The 22,737-nt window shown below is 63.5% G+C and carries 15 protein-coding genes and 2 tRNA genes; 13 read left to right on the top strand and 4 right to left on the bottom strand.

Annotated elements, in window-relative coordinates; genetic code table 11:
• Window positions 1-6 precede the first annotated feature (6 nt).
• Window positions 7-1,404: an MmgE/PrpD family protein gene (locus tag LCM4577_RS11305; RefSeq protein WP_244508293.1), complete on the bottom strand. Its 1,398-nt coding sequence runs from the start codon at window positions 1,402-1,404 to the stop codon at window positions 7-9.
• A 169-nt stretch (window positions 1,405-1,573) separates the two neighbouring features.
• Here LCM4577_RS11305 and LCM4577_RS11300 point away from each other — a divergent pair, with 169 nt between their 5' ends.
• The 3 genes from LCM4577_RS11300 to LCM4577_RS11290 all read left to right on the top strand — a co-directional run bounded on the left by LCM4577_RS11300 (window position 1,574) and on the right by LCM4577_RS11290 (window position 6,864).
• A complete protein-coding gene (locus LCM4577_RS11300) occupies window positions 1,574-2,467 on the top strand; it encodes a LysR substrate-binding domain-containing protein (protein WP_040982416.1) in 894 nt (297 codons plus the stop codon).
• Window positions 2,468-2,644: 177 nt separating this feature from the next.
• The gene (locus LCM4577_RS11295; RefSeq protein ID WP_071071195.1) at window positions 2,645-4,300 is read left to right on the top strand and encodes an ABC transporter substrate-binding protein; all 1,656 of its coding nucleotides are present in this window, start codon (window positions 2,645-2,647) and stop codon (window positions 4,298-4,300) included.
• A gap of 146 nt (window positions 4,301-4,446) precedes the next feature.
• Complete coding sequence (locus tag LCM4577_RS11290; protein WP_071071193.1) at window positions 4,447-6,864, top strand: FAD-dependent oxidoreductase; 2,418 nt, start codon at window positions 4,447-4,449, stop codon at window positions 6,862-6,864.
• Between the two features lie 42 nt (window positions 6,865-6,906).
• Here the strand turns inward: LCM4577_RS11290 and LCM4577_RS11285 are convergent, their stop codons facing one another.
• On the bottom strand, window positions 6,907-7,824 hold the full coding sequence (locus tag LCM4577_RS11285; protein WP_071071192.1) for an allantoinase PuuE: 918 nt from the start codon (window positions 7,822-7,824) through the stop codon (window positions 6,907-6,909).
• Window positions 7,825-7,846: 22 nt separating this feature from the next.
• A complete protein-coding gene (locus tag LCM4577_RS11280) occupies window positions 7,847-8,923 on the bottom strand; it encodes a histidinol-phosphate transaminase (protein ID WP_244508292.1) in 1,077 nt (358 codons plus the stop codon).
• Window positions 8,924-10,085: 1,162 nt separating this feature from the next.
• On the opposite strand from LCM4577_RS11280, the gene LCM4577_RS11275 reads away from it, so the two are divergent.
• The gene (locus LCM4577_RS11275; RefSeq protein WP_116390028.1) at window positions 10,086-10,316 is read left to right on the top strand and encodes a hypothetical protein; all 231 of its coding nucleotides are present in this window, start codon (window positions 10,086-10,088) and stop codon (window positions 10,314-10,316) included.
• 560 nt (window positions 10,317-10,876) lie between these two features.
• On the opposite strand, the gene LCM4577_RS11270 is transcribed toward LCM4577_RS11275, so the two are convergent.
• Window positions 10,877-10,951 (bottom strand) — tRNA-Asn (locus tag LCM4577_RS11270).
• A 210-nt stretch (window positions 10,952-11,161) separates the two neighbouring features.
• Here LCM4577_RS11270 and LCM4577_RS11265 point away from each other — a divergent pair.
• The 9 genes from LCM4577_RS11265 (at window position 11,162) to LCM4577_RS11225 (ending at window position 22,587) form a co-directional block, all read left to right on the top strand.
• Window positions 11,162-11,422 (top strand): hypothetical protein, encoded by a 261-nt coding sequence (locus tag LCM4577_RS11265; protein WP_040981681.1) that lies wholly within the window; start codon window positions 11,162-11,164, stop codon window positions 11,420-11,422.
• A 164-nt stretch (window positions 11,423-11,586) separates the two neighbouring features.
• A tRNA-Cys gene (locus LCM4577_RS11260) sits at window positions 11,587-11,660 on the top strand.
• Window positions 11,661-11,752: 92 nt separating this feature from the next.
• A complete protein-coding gene (locus LCM4577_RS11255; protein ID WP_041011776.1) occupies window positions 11,753-12,427 on the top strand; it encodes a protein-L-isoaspartate O-methyltransferase in 675 nt (224 codons plus the stop codon).
• Between the two features lie 186 nt (window positions 12,428-12,613).
• A complete protein-coding gene (locus tag LCM4577_RS11250) occupies window positions 12,614-13,993 on the top strand; it encodes a TolC family outer membrane protein (protein WP_071071186.1) in 1,380 nt (459 codons plus the stop codon).
• Window positions 13,994-14,272: 279 nt separating this feature from the next.
• Window positions 14,273-15,115, top strand: coding sequence for a PopZ family protein (locus LCM4577_RS11245; RefSeq protein ID WP_071031969.1), 843 nt, complete (start codon window positions 14,273-14,275; stop codon window positions 15,113-15,115).
• 258 nt (window positions 15,116-15,373) lie between these two features.
• Window positions 15,374-18,157 carry a valine--tRNA ligase gene (locus LCM4577_RS11240; protein ID WP_071071184.1) on the top strand — a complete coding sequence of 928 codons (2,784 nt, stop codon included), beginning with the start codon at window positions 15,374-15,376 and terminating at the stop codon, window positions 18,155-18,157.
• A gap of 362 nt (window positions 18,158-18,519) precedes the next feature.
• On the top strand, window positions 18,520-19,758 hold the full coding sequence (locus LCM4577_RS11235; protein WP_071071183.1) for an OmpP1/FadL family transporter: 1,239 nt from the start codon (window positions 18,520-18,522) through the stop codon (window positions 19,756-19,758).
• A 290-nt stretch (window positions 19,759-20,048) separates the two neighbouring features.
• Window positions 20,049-21,773, top strand: coding sequence for a dihydroxy-acid dehydratase (gene ilvD, locus LCM4577_RS11230; RefSeq protein ID WP_071071236.1), 1,725 nt, complete (start codon window positions 20,049-20,051; stop codon window positions 21,771-21,773).
• On the top strand, window positions 21,760-22,587 hold the full coding sequence (locus LCM4577_RS11225) for a tetratricopeptide repeat protein (protein WP_041007341.1): 828 nt from the start codon (window positions 21,760-21,762) through the stop codon (window positions 22,585-22,587). The genes ilvD and LCM4577_RS11225 overlap by 14 nt, the downstream gene beginning before the upstream one ends.
• Window positions 22,588-22,737 lie beyond the last annotated feature (150 nt).

Below are 22,737 nucleotides of genomic sequence, written 5' to 3'. Positions count from 1 at the left end.
GCGCGCTCAGTTCAAAGCCGTGGGAGGATCGTAGAGCAGCGCCGAGAGATCGGAGAAGCGGCTGTCGCGATCGTCGAGCGAGAGCACGGCGTCGCGGATCGCAGTAGCGCGGCGGGATCCGAGCACGGGCGCGGCGAACTCCATGTATTTGGCCTCGACGTCCTGCTTGGTCATCGGCGCTTCCGGGCCGCCGCGCGCATGCACGTCCCCCGACATCAGCACGCGTCCGTCGGTCGTCGTGACGACGACGTCGGCCCAGCGGCCGGCCGGGAAGCGCGCGCTGTGGCGCTCGGTTTCGCTGACCGTGATGCGGGTGAGCATGTCCGCGACCGCGGCGTCGGCGAGCCCGGCGCCGGAAATATGCTCCAGCCCGATGCGCCGGTGAAGGATGAAGGTCGCGACGGCGAAGCGCAGGCTGTACTGCGCCTTGGACGTCGTGTCCGGCATGCCGTCGAACAGCGTGGCGGCATAGTGGAAGCTGTTGACCTGGACATGGGCGATGCCGGACGGGGCAAGGTTGTGCGCCAGGCAAAGTCCGCGCACGGCATCGATCGCCGCATGCGCCCAGCGGCAGATCGGGTAGGGCTTCACATATTGATGCAGCGACTGCCAGAAGACGCCAAGATCCTGCCAGTGCGTCGCGACGTCCGGCGCCTCGACGGTGATCGCCGGCGCGCCGGTGAAGCCGCGTTCGGCCAGCACCGCGGCGGAAAGGCCGACGAGGGCGCCGGGGCCGGAGCCGTCATGCAGCATGGTCGGGGTGGCGATCTCGCGCATCATCTGGCTGCGCGGGCCGTGATACTCGGCAATGCCGAGCGCGTCGCGCAATTGCGTTTCGTCGAGCCGCCGCAGGCGTGCCGCGATGGCCGCCACTCCCAAGGCGTTCCAAGCGCCCGAGGTATGGTAGTCGCTCACCGTCGCATGCAAGGCGATGCCGGCCCGGCCGGCGACTTCGTAGCCGATCACCAGGGACGCCAGCGCTTCCGGCCCGGTGAGGTCGGGTCTCGCTTCCGCGAGCGCGGCAAGCGCCGGCACCACCGCGACGCCGATATGGCCCTTGGTCGGGCTGTAGCCGTCGTGGCCGTCGAGATTGTCTGTCTGCGTGGCGACGGCGTAGGCCGCGCCGGCGATGCTGGCGCGCCGCCCGTCGAACAGCATGCGGGCCGAGTATTGTGCGTCACTGGAGGCGTAGAGCAGGACGGCGGCGTCGCGGGCGATCCGGCCCGCTTCCATCGGCCCGGCCGCGATGGCGATGCCGAGCGTGTCGAGCAGGAGGTAGCGCGCCTGTTCCAGCACCGGCTGGGGGAAGACGGAGGCGGGGCGCCGCAGCACGAAATCGGCCAGCCGCGTGAACGTATCGGAACTGACGACAGGCCCCTCACGCCGGTATGACGGCACAGCCACGCGCTTATCTCCCCTGTCTCTCCACAACATCAATAAATTGGGTTCATCGCGCAGGCACGTGATTAGTTTGGCGGCTTTGGCCAAAAATATTGATGCCATGTCGCTTGTCTGCGATTGAATGGCCGTCCGCCCATGCGATAGCTATGCGACTACGCAGCAGGAGACCGGGATGAAGCCGCCGCCCCCCTTGAACTATATCCGCTCGTTTGAGAGCTCTGCCCGTCATTTGAGCTTCACCACGGCGGCCAAGGAACTGGGCTACACACAAGCCGCGGTCAGCACGCATGTGCGCGCGCTCGAGCATTATATCGGCCGGCAGCTGTTCATCCGTTATCCACGCAGCCTGAAGCTGACCGAGATGGGGGAGGCATTCCTGCCGACCTTGCGCCAGGCGCTCGACCAGATCGACCAGGCGACCGAGGCGATCGTCGCATCCTCGCGCAACCGCACGGTGGTCGTATCCTGCCCGATGAGCCTTGCGGAGAACTGGCTGGCGGGTTGCATGGCAGCCTTCCGCAAGAAGCATCCCGAAATCGAGATCGTGCTGCACGGCACGATCTGGGAGGACTTGAGCGAGCAGATTGCCGACATCACCATCTCAACGCGGCGTTTCGACGACAGGCCGCCGTCGGCGATCCCGCTCTGGAACGACGAACTCGTGCTGCTCTGCGCTCCCGGCATGCTCGAGGGCGAGCATGCTCTCAAGACGCCTCAGGACATGCTGAAGGTGGACTGGATCTTCGTGCATGGCCGCCAGGAATACTGGCAGGTGGTGACCGAGGCGCTTGGCGTCGACCTGGAAGACCACGACAAGGGCCTGTCGACCAACGCCTCCAACATAGCGCTCGAGCTTGCCGCGATGGGGGCGGGCCTCGTCGCCACGCAGCGCTCGCTCGCGCATGCCTATATGCGCCGCGGCCTGCTCGTCGAGCCGTTTCCGGTGCGGCCGCCAAGTCCCTGGAATTACTATCTCACCGAGAGCCAGCTTTCGAAGGGAAACATTGCCCGCACGGTCAGGGAATGGATCTTGTCCAGGGCCAGGGAAGACGCCGCGCGGCCATAGCATCCGTTTCAGCCTCAAAAATTTGACAGGACAATGGCATTGTTTTTTTAGGCCTTTAGGGCCGGTTTTCTGCGGTTTGTGAAGGGTCGAGCCCTTCCGGGATTTTTGCATCGCCCCTAACATGCTGAGCCGCAAGGGGAATGTAACGGGCGGAAAGCCCTGAACCGGAGAACAACGATGACAATGTTCAAGAGCAACGGTGACCGCGTCCCGGCGGTCATCGAAAGCTACGCAGCCGAAGTCAACGGCGGCCGGATGGACCGCCGCGAATTCCTGGCCATGGCGAGCGTGATGGGCGCTTCCACGGCGCTGGCCTACTCGATGGCAGGGATGGAGCCGGCCAAGGCCGCGGCACCCGTGCCCGGCAAGAAGGGCGGCATCCTGAAGATGCAGATGATCATCAAGGACATGAAGGATCCGCGCGCCTGGGACTGGTCGGAAATCGCCAATGTCATGCGCCAGTGCAACGATTACATGATCCGCTACACCACCGACTTCACCTTCGAGGGCCATCTGGTCGAGAGCTGGGAGGTGAGCGACGACGCCACCGAATACACGCTGCATCTGCGCAAGGGCGTGAAATGGTCGAACGGCGACGACTTCAACGCCGACGACATCGTCTACAACATCGAGCGCTGGTGCGATAAGGCGGCCGAAGGCAATTCGATGGCCGGGCGCATGGGCTCGCTGATCGATGCCGCTACGAAAAAGGCGACCAAGGGCGCCATCACCAAGGTCGACGACCATACGGTGAAGCTCAAATGCAGCCAGTCGGACGTCACCATCATCCCGGGCTTCTCCGACTATCCGGCGGTCATCGTCCATCGCGACTTCGACAAGAACGGCGCCAATATGCTGAAGACGCCCGGCACCGGCCCGTATGAGCTGATCTCGTACAAGGTCGGTGAATCGGCCTCGGTCCGGCGGCGCAAGGACTTCACCTGGTTCGGCGGCGAGCCCTATCTCGACGGCGTCGACTGGGTCGATTACGGATCGGATGCGTCCAACCCAGCCATCGGCAGCGCCTTCGAGGCCGGCGAGATCGACTGCAACTACCAGACCGTCGGCGGCACGGTCGATCTCTATGACAGCATGGGCCTGGTCAAGGAGCAGGTGGTCACCGCCGGCACGATCGTGCTGCGCACCAATGTGACCAACAAGCCCTATGACGACAAACGTGTGCGCAACGCCATCCAGCTCGCTGTCGACAACGAGACGGTGCTGAAGCTCGGCTATAGCGGCTTGGGCCAGGTCGCCGAGAACCACCATGTCTGCCCGATCCATCCGGAATATTACGAGCTGCCGAAAGTCCCGCGCGACCTGGCCAAGGCAAAGGCGCTGATGGCCGAGGCCGGCCAGACGGATCACGAGTTCGAGCTCATCTCCTACGATGCAGACTATGTGAAGGACCCCGCCGACGTCGTTGCCGCGCAGATGCGCGACGCCGGATTCAAGGTCAAGCGCACCATCATTCCGGGCTCGTCCTTCTGGAACGACTGGACGAAGTATCCCTGGTCGACCACCGACTGGGGCATGCGCCCGCTGGGCGTCCAGGTGCTGGCGATCGCCTATCGCAGCGGCGAGGCGTGGAACGAGTCCGGCTACGCCAACCCGGACTTCGACAAGAAGCTCAACGAGGCGATGGCCATCGCGGACCCCGCCAAGCGCAAGGAGCTGATGAAGGAGGTGGAGTTCATCCTGCAGGACTCCGGCATTCTCGTCCAGGCATTCTGGCGCTCGCTCTACCGCCACCACGCCACCTATGTGAAGAATCTCGGCATGCACCAGACCTTCGAACTGCAGCTGGACAAGGTCTGGCTGGACAAGGCCTAGACMGAACGGATCGACGCAATATTCAGGGGCGCATCTCGCGCCCCTGAATTCACCGGCGACTGGGATCGATCAGTCAGCTAAATGAAATCCCAAAGCGCTGCGAGAAGCGCGGACAAAGTCGCCGAACAAAGGGAAGAAACCTCACTATGCGTACTCATGCACAAGCCGTTGTCATTGGCGGCGGTCTGATCGGCTGCTCGATCCTCTATCATCTCGCCAAGTTCGGCTGGACGGATGTGGTCCTCCTGGAGCGCAGCGAACTGACCTCCGGCTCGACATGGCACGCGGCGGCCAACATCCACGGCCTGCATGATTCAACCAATATCAGCCGGCTGCAGCACTACACGATGGCGCTCTACAAGGAGCTGGAGGCCGAGACCGGCCAGGGCTGCGGCATCTTCCAGCCGGGCTCGCTCTATCTCGCCCAGACCGAGGCGCGCGAGCATCAGCTGAGACTCCAGGAAGCCAAGGCGCGGCGCTACAAGATGAATTTCTACGAGGTCGGCCGGGATGAAGCCGAGCGGCTGCACCCGCTGGTCGATTTCGACGGCATACGCTGCATCATGTATGAGCCGGAGGGCGGCAATGTCGATCCGTCGGGCGTGACGGCGGCTTATGCCGCGGGCGCCCGCCAGCGCGGCGCCGAGATCCATCGCTTCACGGCGGTCACGGCGACGGAGGCTCAAGCCGACGGCAGCTGGATCGTGCGCACGCCGAAGGGCGACATCCGCACGCAATGGGTGGTCAACGCGGCCGGCCTATGGGGCAGGGAGGTCGCGGCCATGGCGGGGCTGCAACTGCCGCTGATCCCGACCGAGCATCAGTATTTCGTCACCGAGACCATTCCCGAAATCGCCGCGATGGGCCGGCGCCTGCCGTCGGTCGCCGATCGCGACGGCGAATATTATCTGCGTCAGGAAGGCCTCGGCCTCCTCATCGGCGCCTATGAGCGCAACATGAAGTTCTGGGCCGAGGACGGCACGCCGATGGATTTCGGCCACGAGCTGTTCCCCGACGATCTCGACCGTATCGAGGAAAACATGATGCGCGCCGTCCAGCGCGTGCCGGCGGCCGCGACCGCGGGCGTCAAGAAGGTGATCAACGGGCCGATGATCTGGTCGCCCGACAGCGCCGTGCTGTTCGGGCCGGCGCCAGAGCTCAGCAATTATTTCTGCTGCAACGGCATCATTCCCGGCTTCTCGCAGTCGGGCGGCATGGGCAAGCTCGCGGCCGAATGGATGATCGAGGGCGAGCCCACGCTTGACATGTTCGGCTGGGACATGGCGCGCTTCGGCCATTGGGCCGGCAAGGCCTTCACCAAGGCCCGCGTGCAGGACCAGTACAGCCACCGTTTCAAGATCCATTTCCCGAACGAGGAGCGCGCCGCCGGCCGCCCGGTGCGGACGCGGCCGGTCTACGAAATGCAAAAGGAAATGGGCGCGGTGTTCGGCCTCAATTTCGGCTGGGAGCACCCGCTGTGGTTCGCCGCCGAAGGCGAGCCGCGCGAGGAGACGGTCGGCTTCACGCGCCAGAACTGGTGGGGGCCGGTCGGCCGCGAAGCGCGCATGCTGCGCGAGAATGCCGGCATCATCGACATCTCCAATTTCGCCAAATACCAGGTGAAGGGGCCGGACGCGGAAGCCTGGCTGAACGCTCTCTTCGCCAACCGCATGCCGACCAAGGTCGGCAACTCCTGCCTCACGCCACTGATCGGCAAGCGCGGCGGCATCGCCGGCGACTTCACCGTGACCAGGTTGGYGGATGACGAGTTCATGGTGATCGGCTCGGGCATGGCCGAGCGTTTTCATCAGCGCTTCTTCAATTCCGTGCCGCTGCCGGCAGGCACGACCTTCCGCTCGCGCACCGAGGACCTCGGCGGCTTCAACGTCGCCGGGCCGAAATCGCGCGAGCTGCTGCAGCGGCTGACCAATGACGATCTGTCGAACGAGGCCTTCCCGTTCATGCGCTCGCGCCAGATCACGGTCGCCGGCGTCGACGTCGTGGCGCTGAGGGTCTCCTTCACCGGCGATCTCGGCTGGGAGCTGCACTGCAAGGCGGCCGATCAGGTCGAGCTCTACCGCGCGCTGCTTAAAGCGGGCGCGGAGGTTGGCGCCGGACCGGTCGGCTCGCGGGCGCTGATGTCGCTGCGCGTCGAGAAGGGTTACGGCAGCTGGAGCCGCGAATATTCGCCCGAATACTGGCCGCAAGAGGTCAAGCTCGACAGGTTGATCAAGACGGACAAGCAATTCCTCAACCGCGAGGCCTATCTCGCCGTCGCCGAGAAGCCGGCGCGAGACGAATTGATCATGCTTTCCGTCTCGGCCAAGGATGCGGACGCCACCGGCGGCGAGCCGATCTTCCTGCCCGACGGCACGCCGATCGGCCAGGTGTCTTCGGGCGCCTATGGCTATTTCGTCGAGCAGTCGCTGGCGATGGGCTACGTCAAGGCCGGAACCGCCAAGGCCGGCGACAAGGTGACCGTCGCCATTCTGGGCCGGCCGCACGATGCCGTGTTGCTCGCGCATCCGCCTTTCGATCCGGAAGGCAAGCGCCTGCGGTCGTAAGGGCCTGTCGTCGGGGGGAACTGACGGCGCCGGCCGTCGGGCTTAGCCGCCGAACCGGTCCAGCCAGTGGCGGGCGATGTCGGAGCGCCGGCAGACCCAGATGTCGGGGTTGGACGTGACCTTGTCGAGGAAACGCTCCAGCCCGATCATGCGGCCAGGCCGCGCTGCCAGCCGGCAATGCAGCGACACCGTCATCATGCGCGGGGTCTTCTGGCCTTCCTTCAGCAGCCAGTCGACGCCGTCGCTGACATAGTCGAAGAACTGGCTGCCCGTCTCCAGGCCTGAACCGCGCGAAAAGCGGCTGTCGTTGTTGTCGAAAGAGTGCGGCACGACGAGGTGCCGCTTGGCGCCGACATCGACGAAATAGGGCAGGTCGTCATTGTAGTCGTCGCAGTCGAACAGGAAGCCGCCATGCTCGGCGACCAGCCGTCTCGTGTTGAGGCTCGGCCGGCCCGTGTACCAGCCCAGCGGATCGATGCCGGTGATGCTCCGCACCGTATCCACCGTCATGGCGATATGCTGGCGCTCTTCCTCTTCGGTGAGCGGCGCGTAGTCGATCCAGCGCCAGCCATGGCAGACGATGTCGCTGCCGAGCGCGGCGATCGCCTTGCCGGCGGCCGGATTGAGCTCCAGTGCGCGTCCGACAATGTAGAAGGTCGGGGTGACGCCCTTGTCCCGGAACAGTGAGATCAGCCGCCAGACGCCGACGCGCGAGCCGTATTCGTAAAGCGATTCCATGTTGCGGTTGCGCAAGCCGGGCACGGCCGGCGACACGGCGAGGTCGGACAGGATCGTTTCGGAAACGCCGTCGCCTTCGCCGATCGAGTATTCGGCACCTTCCTCGTAATTGACGACGATGTTGAGCGCCAGCTTCGCGCCACCCGGCCACTCAGCCTGCGGAGGCCGCTCGCCATAGCCGATGAAATCGCGGGCGGGCAGATACGGCGCGTCTGACGTCATGAAATCCCCTCGGATGAAGCCCCTACCAGCATTGCCGGCCGCGCAGGGCGGTCAGGATGCGCAGCGTGCGATCCATGAGGTCCTGCGGCCCGACGGTGATGCGCAGGCAATCGGTGAGGCCGTAACCGGCGAGGCCGCGCACGATGATGTCGGCGCCGCGCATAGCATTGTCGGCCGCTGTTGCCGCCGCGGCGTCGGCAAAGCGCACCAGCACGAAATTCGTCCGGCTCTCGGGAACCTCGTATCCGGCCGCCCGCAAACCTTGCGCGAAGCGGTCGCGAATGTCCGACGTGTTCGCCACCGTCGCGCGCGTATAGGCCTGGTCCTCGATGGCCGCGACGGCCATGGCCAGGCTGACCGTCGAGACCTGGTTGGAATTCTGCATCTTGCGCACTTCGGCGGCGATCTGGGGCGCGAACAAGCCCCAGCCGACGCGCGCGCCGGCCAGGCCGTAGGCCTTGGACAGACTGCGCAGGACGACGGTGTCGCCGCGCCCGGCCAGCGCGAAGACGGCTTGCGGATCCTGGTCGTCGAATTCGCCATAGGCCTGGTCGATCATCAGGAGAACGTCGCCGGGCAGAGCCGCGCGCAGGCGCAGCAACTCCACGTTCTTGATGCGCGTGCCGGTCGGGTTGCCCGGATTGCAGACGAACACGATGCGGGTCGCGGGTGTCACCGCCGCCAGGATGGCGTCGATCGAGACCTCAAAGCCGCGCTCCTGCGCCTTGACATAGGTCGCCCCGACACGCGCGGCCGCCGAGGCGGCAAAATTATAGGCATAGTCCGTACCGAGCACGTCCGCGCCGGGACCGGCGAAGGCCGCGATGGTGCAGGCGATCAGCTCCATCGAGCCCGCGCCGCACAGGACAAGATCTCGCTCGACCGCATAGGTTTTTGCGATCGCATCGCGCAGCAAGGTCCAGTCCGGGTCCGGATAAAGATGGCTGCGCGCCACGGCGTCGCGGCCGGCTTCGATCGCCTTGGGGCTGGGTGGGAAGGCGCTCTCGTTCTGGGCCAATGTCGGCCGGTCGAAGCCGCCGAAATTCGCCAGCGCGAAAGCGGACATGGCCTCGATATGGGCGGTGGCTTTCAGGGGCACGGCATGAAGGTCCGGCTATCGGCTTGTCGGCAAGGTGTTGCGAAGGAAGGCTAAGGCAGGGCGGCCAGGCCGCAAAGCAAAATTCGCCGGTGCAATGGGTAAGGGAATCTGGCCCATGCGGGATTGGGAGGTAGCGGTTGTCTGGGCTCTTTTTCTTCGATTAGCCGAGCCGACCAGCTTTATGCGCTATCAGCGCGATCGAGACTGTCATCGCAAGCACGATCAACGTCCAAATCACCATGTTTGCGGACGGGCGCCAGCGGCGACCTTGTCTCATCCGTTTTCGCCAACGATCGGCCTGATTGGCGCCCTCGTATTTCCCCAAGCCATCCCCCAGTCGCGGCCTAGCGCAGCAGGAGCTAATGTAGCCGGCTGCAAGGGGGCGGAATAGTGGGAAGAAATGAGGCCGCCTGAATGGGGCGCCATGCGGGCACCGATCGCCGGCTCCGATTTCCCCACTCATGTGCTGCTCAGTGTCTTCGCCGGAGACGGCTACATGTCGTATCGGGGGACCATCTTTGGCGACCGTAGCTCCTGGGCCATCTTTGCTGCTTGGAAGATTGTCATAAGAACATAGGTCGTTTCACCTTCGGTCGAGTTTATGGCCAAGACCACGCGGCCAATCTCGTCGCTCATGGCGCACGACCAATCTTTGACTGCAATCGCCCGTTTTCCCGCCATGTGCCCCTGCCTTCCGTTCGCAAGGTTATTTGGCGTCGTTGAGACCGGCAATTTGGACTGAATGCCCATTGCGTTGGGCCTAACGTCGTTCTTTCCCTTGTTCGCTTCAACTGATGAGCAAGAGAAATGCCAGTCGCAAGATTGGCGAATTGCGATGGCCGCCCAAGGACTGTGATGATTGGGCCCATGACGGGGAAGCGGCGCCCGTGAAGCGAGCGGCCCGGCAAGCCAGCTCAGGAAGGCTGCCGGGCCGGTCGGCGGGGCGTTGGACTAAAAACATACGCCCGCACTGGCAACGCTGGATTTATATCAATGTGCGCTAAAGCAGTCCGTCATCCGAATGCAGGACGCCTTCCTTACCGATTCGTAAGGTGTGTCTATCAGCCCTGATCGAGGCATTGGCCTGCAAATGGATGATGCTGGTCGCAGGGCGAGCGATAGGATCGTTGAGTTATGATTGAAACTGGCGGAGGGGCTGCCCATGCAGTCTCTGATGGAAAAGAACAAAAACCCAAATCGACCGTTGCCGGGCGAAGAGGAACGCCAGGCGAGGCTCCAAAAAATGAAAGGGCTGCGATACCTGCGATCTTACGGCTGCGGCCTTCGGTTTGACCCAACCGCCCAGTTTCACGATGTGATCGATTGTACTGCGTTGCTGGAATCGTCGAGCGACGGTGACGGCGAGCAGTGGAAGCGAGCTGCCTTTCCCTAACCGCATCGCTTCCACGCCCCGCGCCGCCCCAGCCGGTACGCCYGGCAGGCCGCGATGAACGCTTGCGATCGGATGGCGCCGTCCCACAACAGGAACATTCGGACCCGGTTATCGTTGCCAGTTGTGTCCGGCCGTAGGGATAAGCTCAATGGAACCTAAATCATCGCGCGATCTGCCCGGTCCCAAACCCCGCAAGGACAAGCAACGCGAAACCCGAGATGCTGCTGTCAAAACCCCTGACAAGACCAACGACTGGGATCGGAACAAGGTCCATGGAGACGGGGACAGTATTGGGATCGAAGAGGACGAGGCCTAGTCGGCGACAGCGGCCGTCACTTCGAAGACGAGCGGCCCGGCAAGGCTGGCGGGGTAGCACCAGTCAGGCCGGGCCTGACCGGCAAGGCTCGCAACGCTCCGGCTGCGACTGAACTTATCAGCCCGATCAAAGGTTATCGCCATACAAACGGAGGATGCTCGGCTCAAGTCCGCCACGAGCCAAGACCCGCCTAGCCGACAAGTCGCGACGGCTGGCCGTGAAATCTATATGTTTTTGAAAAACTTGGCTCCCCGGGCCGGATTCGAACCAGCGACCAACCGGTTAACAGCCGGTTGCTCTACCACTGAGCTACCGGGGAACGGAGGCTCTGACGTGAGTGGCGCAGCCTATAGCAAACACCTTTCCGCTTTGCAAAGCAGCAATTCGCAATTTTTCTCCAGTTTTTAATGCGGCTATATGTGGCATCGTTTCGGCGCGCACACATATGAAGGGCTTCACATCGGCGCGAAACAAAGCGGCCGGCTATCGCATTGAAATGGCATGGACCGCAGATGRGATTTGATTTTGGATGACGGCAGCTGACGACGACAGCACCCCGGCGCGCAAGATTTCGGTTTTCGGCCGCGAGTTCACCATGCCGCGCTCGCGCGGCTGGCGAATCGCGATCGGCATGCTGCTTACCCTTGGCGGACTCCTGGGCTTTCTGCCGATTCTCGGTTTCTGGATGGTCCCGCTCGGTCTCCTGGTTCTGTCCTATGAATTCGCCATGATCCGACGCCACCGGCGGCGTTTCGTCGTCTGGTGGGAGCGCCGGCGCCGGCCCGACTGAGGGACAGGGGCGGCTGCGCCCCGGCGATGCCGCGCCCCCGACAACCGATTGGTAATCACCACTTTGGCCGCTCCATGCGAAAGCGTCGGGAATGACGCGCGGGCGCTTGACGACCTTTGAGCGTCAACATAATGAGTTCGCTCGGAACGCCGGGAGCATTGCGAGGCCTCGTGGCGGAGTGGTTACGCAGAGGACTGCAAATCCTTGCACCCCGGTTCGATTCCGGGCGAGGCCTCCAGATGCTTGCGGGCTCCAGCGCAATCGCGCCGGAGCGGGGTTCCAGTCGAAGTTTTGGCCGCGTGYCTGGCGCGGGGAGCGGATTGTTGGGACATGAGCGCTGATTTCTCCGAACGCCGCGTGAAGATGGTCGACGGCCAGATCCGCACAACCGATGTCACCAGCGCGCCGCTCATCGAAGCGATGCTGACCGTTCCGCGCGAGGCCTTCGTCGGCGCCGGACAGCAGGATCTGGCCTATATCGATGAGGACATCCGCATTTCCAACGGCGCCAATGGCGGCGGCGCGCGCTATCTGATGGAGCCGTCGCCGCTCGCCAAGCTTTTGCAGCTGGCCGAGATCGACGCGAACGATTCGGTGCTCGATGTCGGTTGCGGCACCGGCTACTCCGCCGCATTGCTGTCCAGGCTGGCGCGGTCCGTGGTGGCGCTGGAGAGCGATCCCGCGCTGGCGGAGGCCGCCAAATCCACGCTTTCCAACCTCGGCTGCCAGAACGTCACGGTCATCACCGGGCCGCTGCCGCAGGGGCATGCCGCTAAAGCGCCCTACAACGTCATCTTCATCGGCGGCAGCGTCGAGGAAGTGCCGCAGGCCTTGCTCGACCAGCTTGCGGAAGATGGACGCCTGGTTGCGGTCGAAGGACGGGGCAACTCTGGCGTGGCCCGGCTGTTTTTCAAAGCAGGGGGGGTTGTAACCGGAAGGCGGGCCTTTAATGCGGCAATTAAGCCACTACCGGGCTTTGAACGTGCTCACGCGTTTGAATTCTGAGCGTTTTTGCCTTGCAGCGAAGGCGCTGTCATGATCGCTTGCGCCTGACAATCGTTGCTGATTTGGTTAACCGAGCGTTTCCGGAAGGCTGTCAGCGGGGGAACGATAGACAACGCGGCGCTGGCCGATCCGTAAGGGTAGGCTATCGCGGCGTGGTTCCCATGCAAAACGAATGAGGGAAATAACGTGCCGCCTCTACGCAAGAGTGTTTTAGTAGCTATCCTTGTTTCGGCCACGGCGCTTTCGCCGCTGGCCGCCTCCGCCGAGACCATCACGGGCGCCCTCGCCAAAGCATACCAATACAATTCGCAGCTCAACGCCGCCCGCGCCGGCGTGCGTGTCACCGATGAGGGCGTTGCCATCGCCAAGTCGGGCTGGCGCCCGACCGTCACCGGTTCGAGCAGCATCGACTACACCAGTACCCACGGGCAAGGCATCACTCGGAACATAACGACTGGCAGTTTCGGCGTGCAGATCAACCAGACGCTGTTCGACGGGTTTCAGACCAAGAACAATGTTGCCGCCGCCGAATCGCAGGTGAAAGCTTCGGTCGAAAGCCTGCGCAACACCGAAGAGAACATCCTGTTCAATGCGGCGAGCGCCTATATGGACGTCATTCGCGACCGCCAGATCGCGGTGCTGACCGAACAGAACCTGCAGTTCCTGACCGAGCAGGCGCGCGCCGCCCGCTCGCGTTTCGAGGTCGGAGAGGGCACCCGCACGGACGTCGCCCAGGCCGACGCCTCGCGCGCCACGGCCGTGGCGCAGCTCAGCGCCGCCCGCGCGACGGCGCTGGCGAGCGCGGCCACTTACCACCAGATCGTCGGCGACGAGCCGGGCAAGCTCAAGGCGGCCTCGCCGCTGGGCAAGCTGTTGCCGGGCAACCTCGATTCGGCCTTGGCCGTCGCTTCCGCCGAGCATCCGGCGATCCTTGCCACCCAGCATCTTGTCGATGCGGCGGCGTTCTCGGTGAAATCTTCGGAAGGCGCGCTGCTGCCGCAGGTGACGGCCTCCGCGGGCGTTTCTGACAATTACAGCCACTCCGTTCCCGATCTCACCGGAACCAATGGCACCTCAACCTCGGCCAATATAGGCGCCACGCTCACCATTCCGATCTATTCGGGCGGGAGGACCTCGGCACTGGTGCGGCAAAACAAGGAATCGCTCAGCGAGGCCCGTATCCAGGTCGATGTCAGCCGCGACCAGGTGCGTCAGGCGGTGGTTTCGGCCTGGACGCAATATGTCGCCGCGCGCCAAAGCGTGGATGCCAACAGGCAGGTCATCGATGCCGCGCAACTGGCGCTCAACGGCGTCATCGAGGAGCGCAATGTCGGCCAGCGCACGACCCTGGACGTCTTGAACGCGCAGAATGCCGTCATCACCGCCAAGATCAACCAGGCTAGCTCCGAGCGCGACGTGGTCGTGGCGAGCTACGCCATCCTGTCAGCGATGGGCCGCCTGTCGGTCGATCGCCTTGGTCTGGCGGTCACCAAATACAGGCCGGAAGAGCATTACAACGCCGTCAAGGACAAATGGTACGGCCTGCGCACGCCTGACGGGCGCTGATTTCAGACCCAAGCTTCGACAAACGCCGCGCATCTGTTGGATGCGCGGCGTTTGTCTTTCCGGACGGCTGACGGGGCTGCGCTTCGCCTAATCTGTTGAAATCCAACGAGCCCCCAGATTGGGGATTCTCGGATGACGATCGGTCGGTTACGCTGTCTCCATTGATTCGAATTCCATACCGGGCAGGAACGGAATTCTGGGACGGGTCAAGGCCTAAAGCAGGTCAAGTGCTTGAATGGTCTGGTTCTTTGGCAAGTCACTAGGGCGGCGGATGTGACGATGGCGACGGCAAGCAGCGCGCAGCGCGAACCTTCCATGGAAGAGATACTGGCTTCCATCCGAAGGATCATCGAAGACAGCGACACCGGGCGAAAGCAGCCGGCCGAGGCTGGCGAGCTGCGCCAGGACCTGGAGCCGGCCGCCGCTGCCGTGCCTCTCGCGTCCGTACCGAATGTCGAGGTTGACGCCTTTCGCTCTGAATTGCACGCCGACGCCCGCAAGCCGGTGACGCTGGCGGAGGTCCAGGCCCAGCTTGCCGCGACCGATCCGGCGCCGGCGCGCGCCGAGGCTCGCCACGAGCCGGTCAAGGCGGCGCCCGCGCCGGCGACCTTGTCGGAGGTCGGGGCCAGGAGCGCTGCTCAGTCGAGCGCGTCGCCGGTTGCGAGCAAGCCTGCGGCGGCAAACGCACCGCAGACCGCCGATACCATTGTCACCGATTGGCGGCGGGAAATCGCGGCGGCGGGCGGCAGCACGGTCACCGCGAAGCCGACCGCCCGGGCGCCGGAAGCCGCATCGTGGGTCGAGATCGAGAAGGTCGAGATCGACAAGGAAGAGGTTCGGGCGGCGGACGCTTCCGCGCAAGCCGGCGGCTCCCGGGCATCCGAACCGGAGGCGCAGCCGGCGCGGCCCGCGATCCTTTCGGAGCATACGGGCCGGCAGGTCGCTGCGGCCTTCGGCGAGCTTTCCGACGCTTTTGCCAGCCGCGGCAAGAAGAGCTTCGACGAGATGGCCGAGGAGATGCTGCGGCCGATGCTGCAGGATTGGCTCGACAACAATTTGCCGACGCTGGTCGAAAGGCTGGTGCGCGAGGAGATCGAGCGCGTGGCGCGCGGGGCGCAGTAAGCCGCCGGAACACGCAGGCTTAGAGCGCCGCCCTTGGGGCGGCGCTTTCGTTTGAGGCCGCCGTCGCGTGGAAGCGGTTCAGGCAAAGTGATCTGCCGGCGGCTTGCACCAGCCGGGCGCGCCATTGCGGAACCGGCTGGGATTGCCGCCGGCCACGGCCGGCCTATCTGTGAGAGCGATCGCAGCTCTCGCGGTTGACTCGGCCAAGACCTTCCGATTTACACCGGACGCTTGTTCCCGACAGTTCGGATTTCCTCCATGCTTGAAAAGACATACGACGCCAAAGCCGTCGAGCCGAAGATCGCCAAAATCTGGGAAGAGGCTGACGCCTTCCGGGCCGGCGCCGGCGCGGAGGAAGGGGCCGAGGCCTTCACCATCGTCATCCCGCCGCCGAACGTCACCGGCTCGTTGCATATGGGCCATGCGCTCAACAACACGCTGCAGGACATTCTCGTGCGCTTCGAGCGCATGCGCGGCAAGAACGTGCTTTGGCAGCCCGGCATGGATCATGCCGGCATCGCCACGCAGATGGTGGTCGAACGCCAGCTCATGGAAAAGCAGATCCACCGCCGCGATCTGACGCGCGAGCAGTTCATCGAGAAAGTCTGGGAGTGGAAAGCCGAATCCGGCGGCGCGATCTTCAACCAGCTGAAGCGCCTCGGCGCCTCGGCCGACTGGTCGCGCGAACGCTTCACCATGGACGAAGGCCTGTCCAAGGCGGTGCTGGAGGTCTTCGTCACGCTCTACAAGGAAGGTCTGATCTACAAGGACAAGCGCCTTGTGAACTGGGACCCGAAGCTGCTCACCGCCATTTCCGACCTCGAGGTCGARCAGCACGAGGTGAACGGCAATCTCTGGCACTTCCGCTATCCGATCGAAGGCGAGGCGTTCGACCCCGAGAACCCGAAGACCTTCATCACGGTCGCCACGACGCGTCCCGAGACGATGCTCGGCGACACGGCTGTCGCCGTGCATCCGGATGACGAGCGCTTCACCGATCTGGTCGGCCGCAACGTCGTGCTCCCGATCGTCGGCCGCAAGATACCGATCGTCGCCGACGAGTATTCCGATCCGGAGAAAGGCTCCGGCGCGGTCAAGATCACGCCGGCGCACGATTTCAACGATTTCGAGGTCGGCAAGCGCCATAAATTGCCGGCAATCAACATCCTGACGGTCGAGGCGGCTATCAAGCTGAAGGACAATGAGGACTTTCTTGCCGGCCTCGAGGTGACGCCGGCGCGCCAGGCCATGTGGGACGAGCTCGATGGGCTCGACCGTTTCACTGCCCGCAAGAAGATCGTCGAGCTGATGGAGGCCGGCGGATTCCTCGACAAAGTCGAGCCGCACCGGCATACCGTGCCGCATGGCGATCGCGGCGGCGTGCCGATCGAACCGTTCCTCACCGACCAGTGGTATGTCAACGCCGCCGAGCTCGCCAAGCCGGCGATCGCCTCTGTGCGCGAGGGGCGCACCAACTTCGTTCCGAAGAACTGGGAGAAGACCTATTTCGACTGGATGGAGAACATCCAGCCCTGGTGTATCTCGCGCCAGCTCTGGTGGGGCCACCAGATCCCGGCCTGGTATGGCCCGGACGGACATGTCTTCGTCGAAAAGACAGAAGAGGAGGCGCTTGCTGCCGCTATTGAATATTATCTGGCGCTGGAAGGGCCGTGGAAGGCCTGGGTCGAGGACAAGCTCGAAAACTTCCAACCGGGCGAGATCCTGACCCGCGACGAGGATGTGCTCGACACCTGGTTCTCGTCCGCGTTGTGGCCCTTCTCGACGCTCGGTTGGCCTGACCAGACGCCGGAGCTCAAGACCTACTACCAGACCGACGTGCTGGTGACCGGCTTCGACATCATCTTCTTCTGGGTCGCCCGCATGATGAWGATGGGCCTGCACTTCATGGATGAGGAGCCGTTCCACACGGTCTACGTCCACGCGCTGGTGCGCGACAAGAACGGGCAGAAGATGTCGAAGTCGAAAGGCAACGTCATCGACCCRCTCGAGCTGATCGACGAATACGGCGCCGATGCGCTGCGCTTCACCTTGACCGTCATGGCGGCGCAGGGGCGCGACGTGAAGCTCGATCCGGCCCGCATCGCCGGTTACCGCAATTTCGGCACCAAGCTGTGGAACGCGACACGCTTCGCCGAGATGAACGAAGTCGCGCGCGACGACGCTTTCTGGCTGAACGACGCCAAGCTGCCGGTCAACCGATGGATCCTGACCGAGCTGACGCGGGCGGCGCGTGCCGTCACCGAAGGCATCACCAGCTATCGTTTCAATGAGGCCGCGGGCGCGGCCTACCGCTTTGTCTGGAACCTGTTCTGCGACTGGTATCTGGAGCTGTTGAAGCCGGTGTTCATGGGCACGGACGAAGCCGCCAAGGCGGAGAGCCGGGCCTGCGTCGCCTTCGTGCTGGACGAGATCTACAAGCTCCTGCATCCGATGATGCCGTTCATGACCGAGGAGCTTTGGGCACAGACCGCGGGCGAGGGCAAGGAGCGCTCCTCGCTGCTTTGCCATGCCGCCTGGCCGTCGCCCGACTTCGAGGACGAGGAGGCCGCCGCCGACATCAACTGGCTGGTCGATCTTGTCTCCGGCATCCGCTCGGTGCGTTCGGAAATGAATGTGCCGCCGGCGGCGATCGCGCCGCTGATGGTGATCGGCGCCAATACGCTGACGCAGGAGCGGCTGGAGCGCCACGCCCAGGCGATCAAGCGGCTGGCGCGTGTCGGCGATATCGCGCTCGCCGACGCGCCGCCGAAAGGCTCGGCCCAGATCGTGCTCAACGAGGCGACGGTGAGCCTGCCGCTCGGCAGCCTGATCGACCTCCAGGCCGAGGCAGCGCGGCTGCAGAAGGAACTGGCGAAGGTCACCGAGGAGATCGCGCGCCTGCACAAGAAGCTGTCGAACGAAAAGTTCGTCGCCAATGCGCCGGAAGAGGTGGTCGAGGCCGAGCGTGAGAAACTCGCCGAATATCGTGAGGCGCAGGAGAAGCTTTCGGTGGCTTTGACCAGGGTCCGCGACGCCGGCTGACGGCCAAGATTCGGCACCGGGGAGAGGCGCTTTCCGGTACGTTAGCTGCCTCGAAAATGGCCGTGCCGCTACGTTAATTTTGACGTAAACGGAAAGTTTGCGCCCCATTGTTGCCATAATGTAACAATGGGGGCCGCTATACCCAAAAAGGGCTGTTTTTGGTCTGTTTTGGGTGGTTTTTGCGGATTTTTTTTAGCTGTCAGGCGTCTATCGGTGCGATTTCGGGGCCAATTGTGGCGCCAGCCACCATAGCAAGAATACGCGCTGTCAAGATGTACATGTACAGCTCTTGAAATCGTTGTTGCGTCATTAACCCGAATTGGTTCTAGCTTGAGCCACTTGTATTTCGGGGAGGGATTTCCATGAATATTTTGCGGCTCAAAGCTCTGGCGGGGGCAGGCTGCTTTTCGATCGCGTTGATCGGCGCCGCGATGAACCCAGCGCATGCCGGCGGTCTGGAGCGCGGCGGCTACGACATTGATCTGCTTTTCGATCCGGCGCCGGTCGCGACGGAGGCAGAAGCGACGTATGTGATGCCGGATCGCAAGTACAAGAATGCAACGGGGCCGTTGGGCTTCAATTTTCTCAGTTCTACTGCCGACGGAGCTGAGCCTTATTGGGTGCCGCGCATCGGCGTGAAGGCTCAGGTCGTGCAGGGCGTCGATTGCATGGTCGACTATTCGCAGCCGTGGGGTGCCCATACCGCCCCTGGCGCGTCGTGGAATGGCGCGTTTTCGAACGTTGAAACGGATATCAAGAGCAATAACTACGCCGGTACCTGCTCATACAAGTTCGATGCCGGTAAGGGCCAGCTCCGTTTTATTGGCGGCGTGTTCTATCAGGACATTTCAGGCTTCAAGGAGAGCTTGGTAGGTTTCAATCCAGTTGGGCCGTCGCCGATGGGCCGCGTCGACCTCGAGGCAAGCGGTTGGGGCTGGCGCGCCGGCATTGCCTACGAAATCCCTGAGATCGCGCTCCGGGCAAGCTTGGTCTACAATTCGAAAGTCAAGCTTGACAACATCTCGGGAACGCTGGATCTGACGAGTATTGGTCAGGGCATGATCCCAATCTACGGCTCCACGCAGTACATGCCTGACTCGGTCGAATTGAAACTGCAGTCGGGTATCGCTCCCGGCTGGCTCGCATTTGGTTCGATCAAATGGGTTAACTGGAGCACTCTCCAAAGTGTTCCGATCTGTTCCGAGCAGACCAGAGGTTTGGCCGCGTGTACAACGGTTTCCCCCAAGCCGGTCCGGCTTACCTCTCTTGACCTGATGTATCGTGACGGCTGGACTGTTTCGGGCGGCGTAGGTCACAAGTTCAATGATCAATGGAGTGCTGCCGGCCAGCTTAGTTGGGATCGCGGTACTTCGCACGGTTATGGCGTCCAAACCGATACCTGGACGCTCGGCGGCGGTGTTGCCTACACGCCCCGGCCAAATATTGAGCTTCGCTTGGCGGGTGCCATCGGCGTCATGACGAGCGGCCATTCCGGAACGCTTACTGACGCGAATGGATATACAGCTGGTACAGATGCCACCTACGACGTCGGCAACGATCTGATCACGGCGATTTCTGGCGGCGTCAAGATCAAGTTCTAAGTTTCTGAGAATTCAACAAAAAGGCCGGGCATCGCCCGGCCTTTTTCGTTGCGTGACTGCTGTTTTGGCTTCACCGTTCCGCCCGCTGTTGCAGATTCGCCGCGTAACCGGCGCCCCAAACGATTGTGACGTTTTGGCAACAGTTTATGAACAACCCCCGCGCTAAAAGGCTTGCCGAGGGAACTGCCCATTTCCCGCCATAAACCCGGAGCACCCGAGTTATGTCTCGGGATGCGTGCCAGGTTGGCCCGGCGATGGGACCRGCCGCGGGGTGTGCGGCAAGGACGATGATGGACGCCAAGGCAATCTCCAAGGCCAAGCTGCCCAGCCGCTACGTGACCGAAGGTCCGGCGCGCGCGCCGCATCGTTCGTACCTCTATGCCATGGGCCTGTCGGCGGCCGAGATCGCGCAGCCTTTGGTCGGCGTCGCCAGCTGCTGGAATGAAGCCGCGCCCTGCAACATCTCGCTGATGCGCCAGGCGCAAGTGGTGAAGAAGGGCGTTGCGGCCGCCAACGGCACGCCGCGCGAGTTCTGCACCATCACCGTCACCGACGGCATCGCCATGGGCCACCAGGGCATGAAGTCGTCGCTGGTTTCGCGCGAGGTGATTGCCGATTCGGTCGAGCTCACCATGCGCGGCCATTGCTACGATGCCCTGGTCGGCCTTGCCGGCTGCGACAAGTCGCTGCCCGGCATGATGATGGCGATGGTGCGGCTCAACGTGCCGTCGATCTTCATCTATGGCGGCTCGATCCTGCCCGGCAGCTATCGCGGCCGGCAAATCACCGTGCAGGACGTGTTCGAGGCGGTCGGGCAGCATTCGGTCGGGTCGATCAGCGATGCCGAGCTGCTCGAGATCGAGCAGGCGGCCTGTCCTTCCGCTGGTTCCTGCGGCGCCCAGTTCACCGCCAACACCATGGCCACGGTCGCCGAGGCGATCGGCCTGGCGCTACCCTATTCCTGCGGCGCGCCGGCGCCCTACGAAATGCGCGACCGCTTCAATTTCGCCTCGGGCGAAAAGGTCATKGAACTGGTCGCCAAAAACATCCGGCCGCGCGACATCGTCACGCGCAAGGCGCTGGAGAATGCCGCCACCGTCGTGTCGGCCACCGGCGGCTCGACCAACGCGGCGCTGCATTTGCCGGCGATCGCGCATGAGGCCGGCATCAAGTTCGACCTGTTCGACGTGGCGGCGATCTTCGAGAAGACACCCTATATCGCCGACCTCAAGCCGGGCGGCAAATATGTCGCCAAGGACATGTTCGAGGCCGGCGGCATTCCGCTGCTGATGAAGACGCTGCTCGACCACGGCTATCTGCATGGCGACTGCATGACGGTCACTGGCCGCACTTTGGCCGAAAATATGGAGCACGTTTCCTGGAATGAGAGCCAGGATGTTGTGCGTCCCGCCAATCGGCCAATCACCAAGACAGGCGGCGTTGTGGGCTTGAAGGGCAACCTTGCCCCCGAAGGCGCGATCGTGAAGGTCGCGGGCATGTCGGAACTGAAATTCTCAGGACCGGCGCGCTGCTTCGATTCGGAAGAGGAGTGCTTCGAAGCGGTCACGCAGCGCAACTACCGGGAAGGCGAGGTTCTCGTCATCCGCTACGAGGGGCCGCGCGGCGGTCCAGGCATGCGCGAGATGCTGTCGACGACGGCCGCGCTCTACGGCCAGGGCATGGGCGGCAAGGTGGCGCTGATCACCGACGGCCGCTTCTCCGGCGCCACGCGCGGCTTCTGCATCGGCCATGTCGGGCCGGAGGCGGCGGTCGGCGGACCGATCGGCCTCGTCAAGGATGGCGACGTGATCTCGATCGACGCCCTGAAAGGCACCATCGAAGTGGCCCTGTCGGACACCGAGCTGGCGGCCCGGGCAAAGAATTGGAAGGCGCGCAGAACCGACTACCAGTCCGGCGCGATCTGGAAATACGCGCAGACGGTAGGGTCGGCCCGCGATGGCGCGGTGACCCATCCGGGTGCCGCAGAAGAAACGCGCTGCTATGCGGACATCTGAGGTGTTGAGGTCATCTGTCTTTTCGGCACTGGTCGCGCTTGCGACCTTGGCAGCCGTTGGGCAGGCCATGGCCTTCGACGACAAGGTGTTCGACGACAAGACCGGCGTGAAGCCGCAGTCGAGCCCGTGGGCCGTGTTCCAGTTCGGTTTCTCCGCCTACAAGAACGGCCACAAGGACCAGGCGGTCGAGGCCTATAAATACGCTGCCGAAAACGGTCAGATTGGCGCCACGTGGAAGCTCGCGCGCATGTATGCCGAAGGCGACGGCGTGACGCGCGACGACTATGCCGCCTTCAAGTTCTTCTCGGAAATCGTCGACCAGGATGTCGAGCCCGGCTCGCCGGAGGAAAGCTATGTGTCGGACGCGCTGGTGGCGCTCGGCGACTATCTGCGCAAGGGCATTCCCGGCACGCCGGTCGAGGAGAACGACGTCGCTGCGCAGGAATATTACATGCGCGCCGCCGCCAACTACCGCAACCCGAACGCGCAGTTCGAGATCGGCCGGATGTTCCTCAAGGGTGAGGGCGGCGTGAAGGCCAGCGTCAAGCAGGCCGGCCGCTGGCTGCAGCTGGCGGCCGAGAAGGGCCATGCCGGCGCGCAGGCGACGCTCGGCAATCTCCTGTTCCAGAGCGGCAAGATCGTGCGCGGCCTGGCGATGATGACGGCCGCGCTTGAGCGGGCTCCGGCCGCCGACCAGCCCTGGATCCGCAGCATGCAGGAGGAGGCTTTCGCCGCGGCCGGCGAGGCCGATCGCCGGACCGCGATCTCGCTCGCCGACGATATCCTGACCAAAGGCAACAACGGCGACCAGTAAGCGCCGGATTTCCAAGCGGCTGGCCTTTGGCGATAGCATGCATGGCAGCGTGGCGCATGCATTGTCCAATGGTGCGCTGGTCGACCCCCACTCCGTCCTGGCTTCGCCGAGCCACCTCTCCCCCGATCGACGGGGTAGAGGAAAGGCGCC

Origin of the sequence: Mesorhizobium sp. LCM 4577, from assembly GCF_001854795.2 — a bacterium.
Lineage (GTDB): Bacteria > Pseudomonadota > Alphaproteobacteria > Rhizobiales > Rhizobiaceae > Mesorhizobium > Mesorhizobium plurifarium.
The sequence above is the reverse complement of the archived record's forward strand: the minus strand, read 5'-3'. Positions and strand labels throughout refer to the sequence as shown.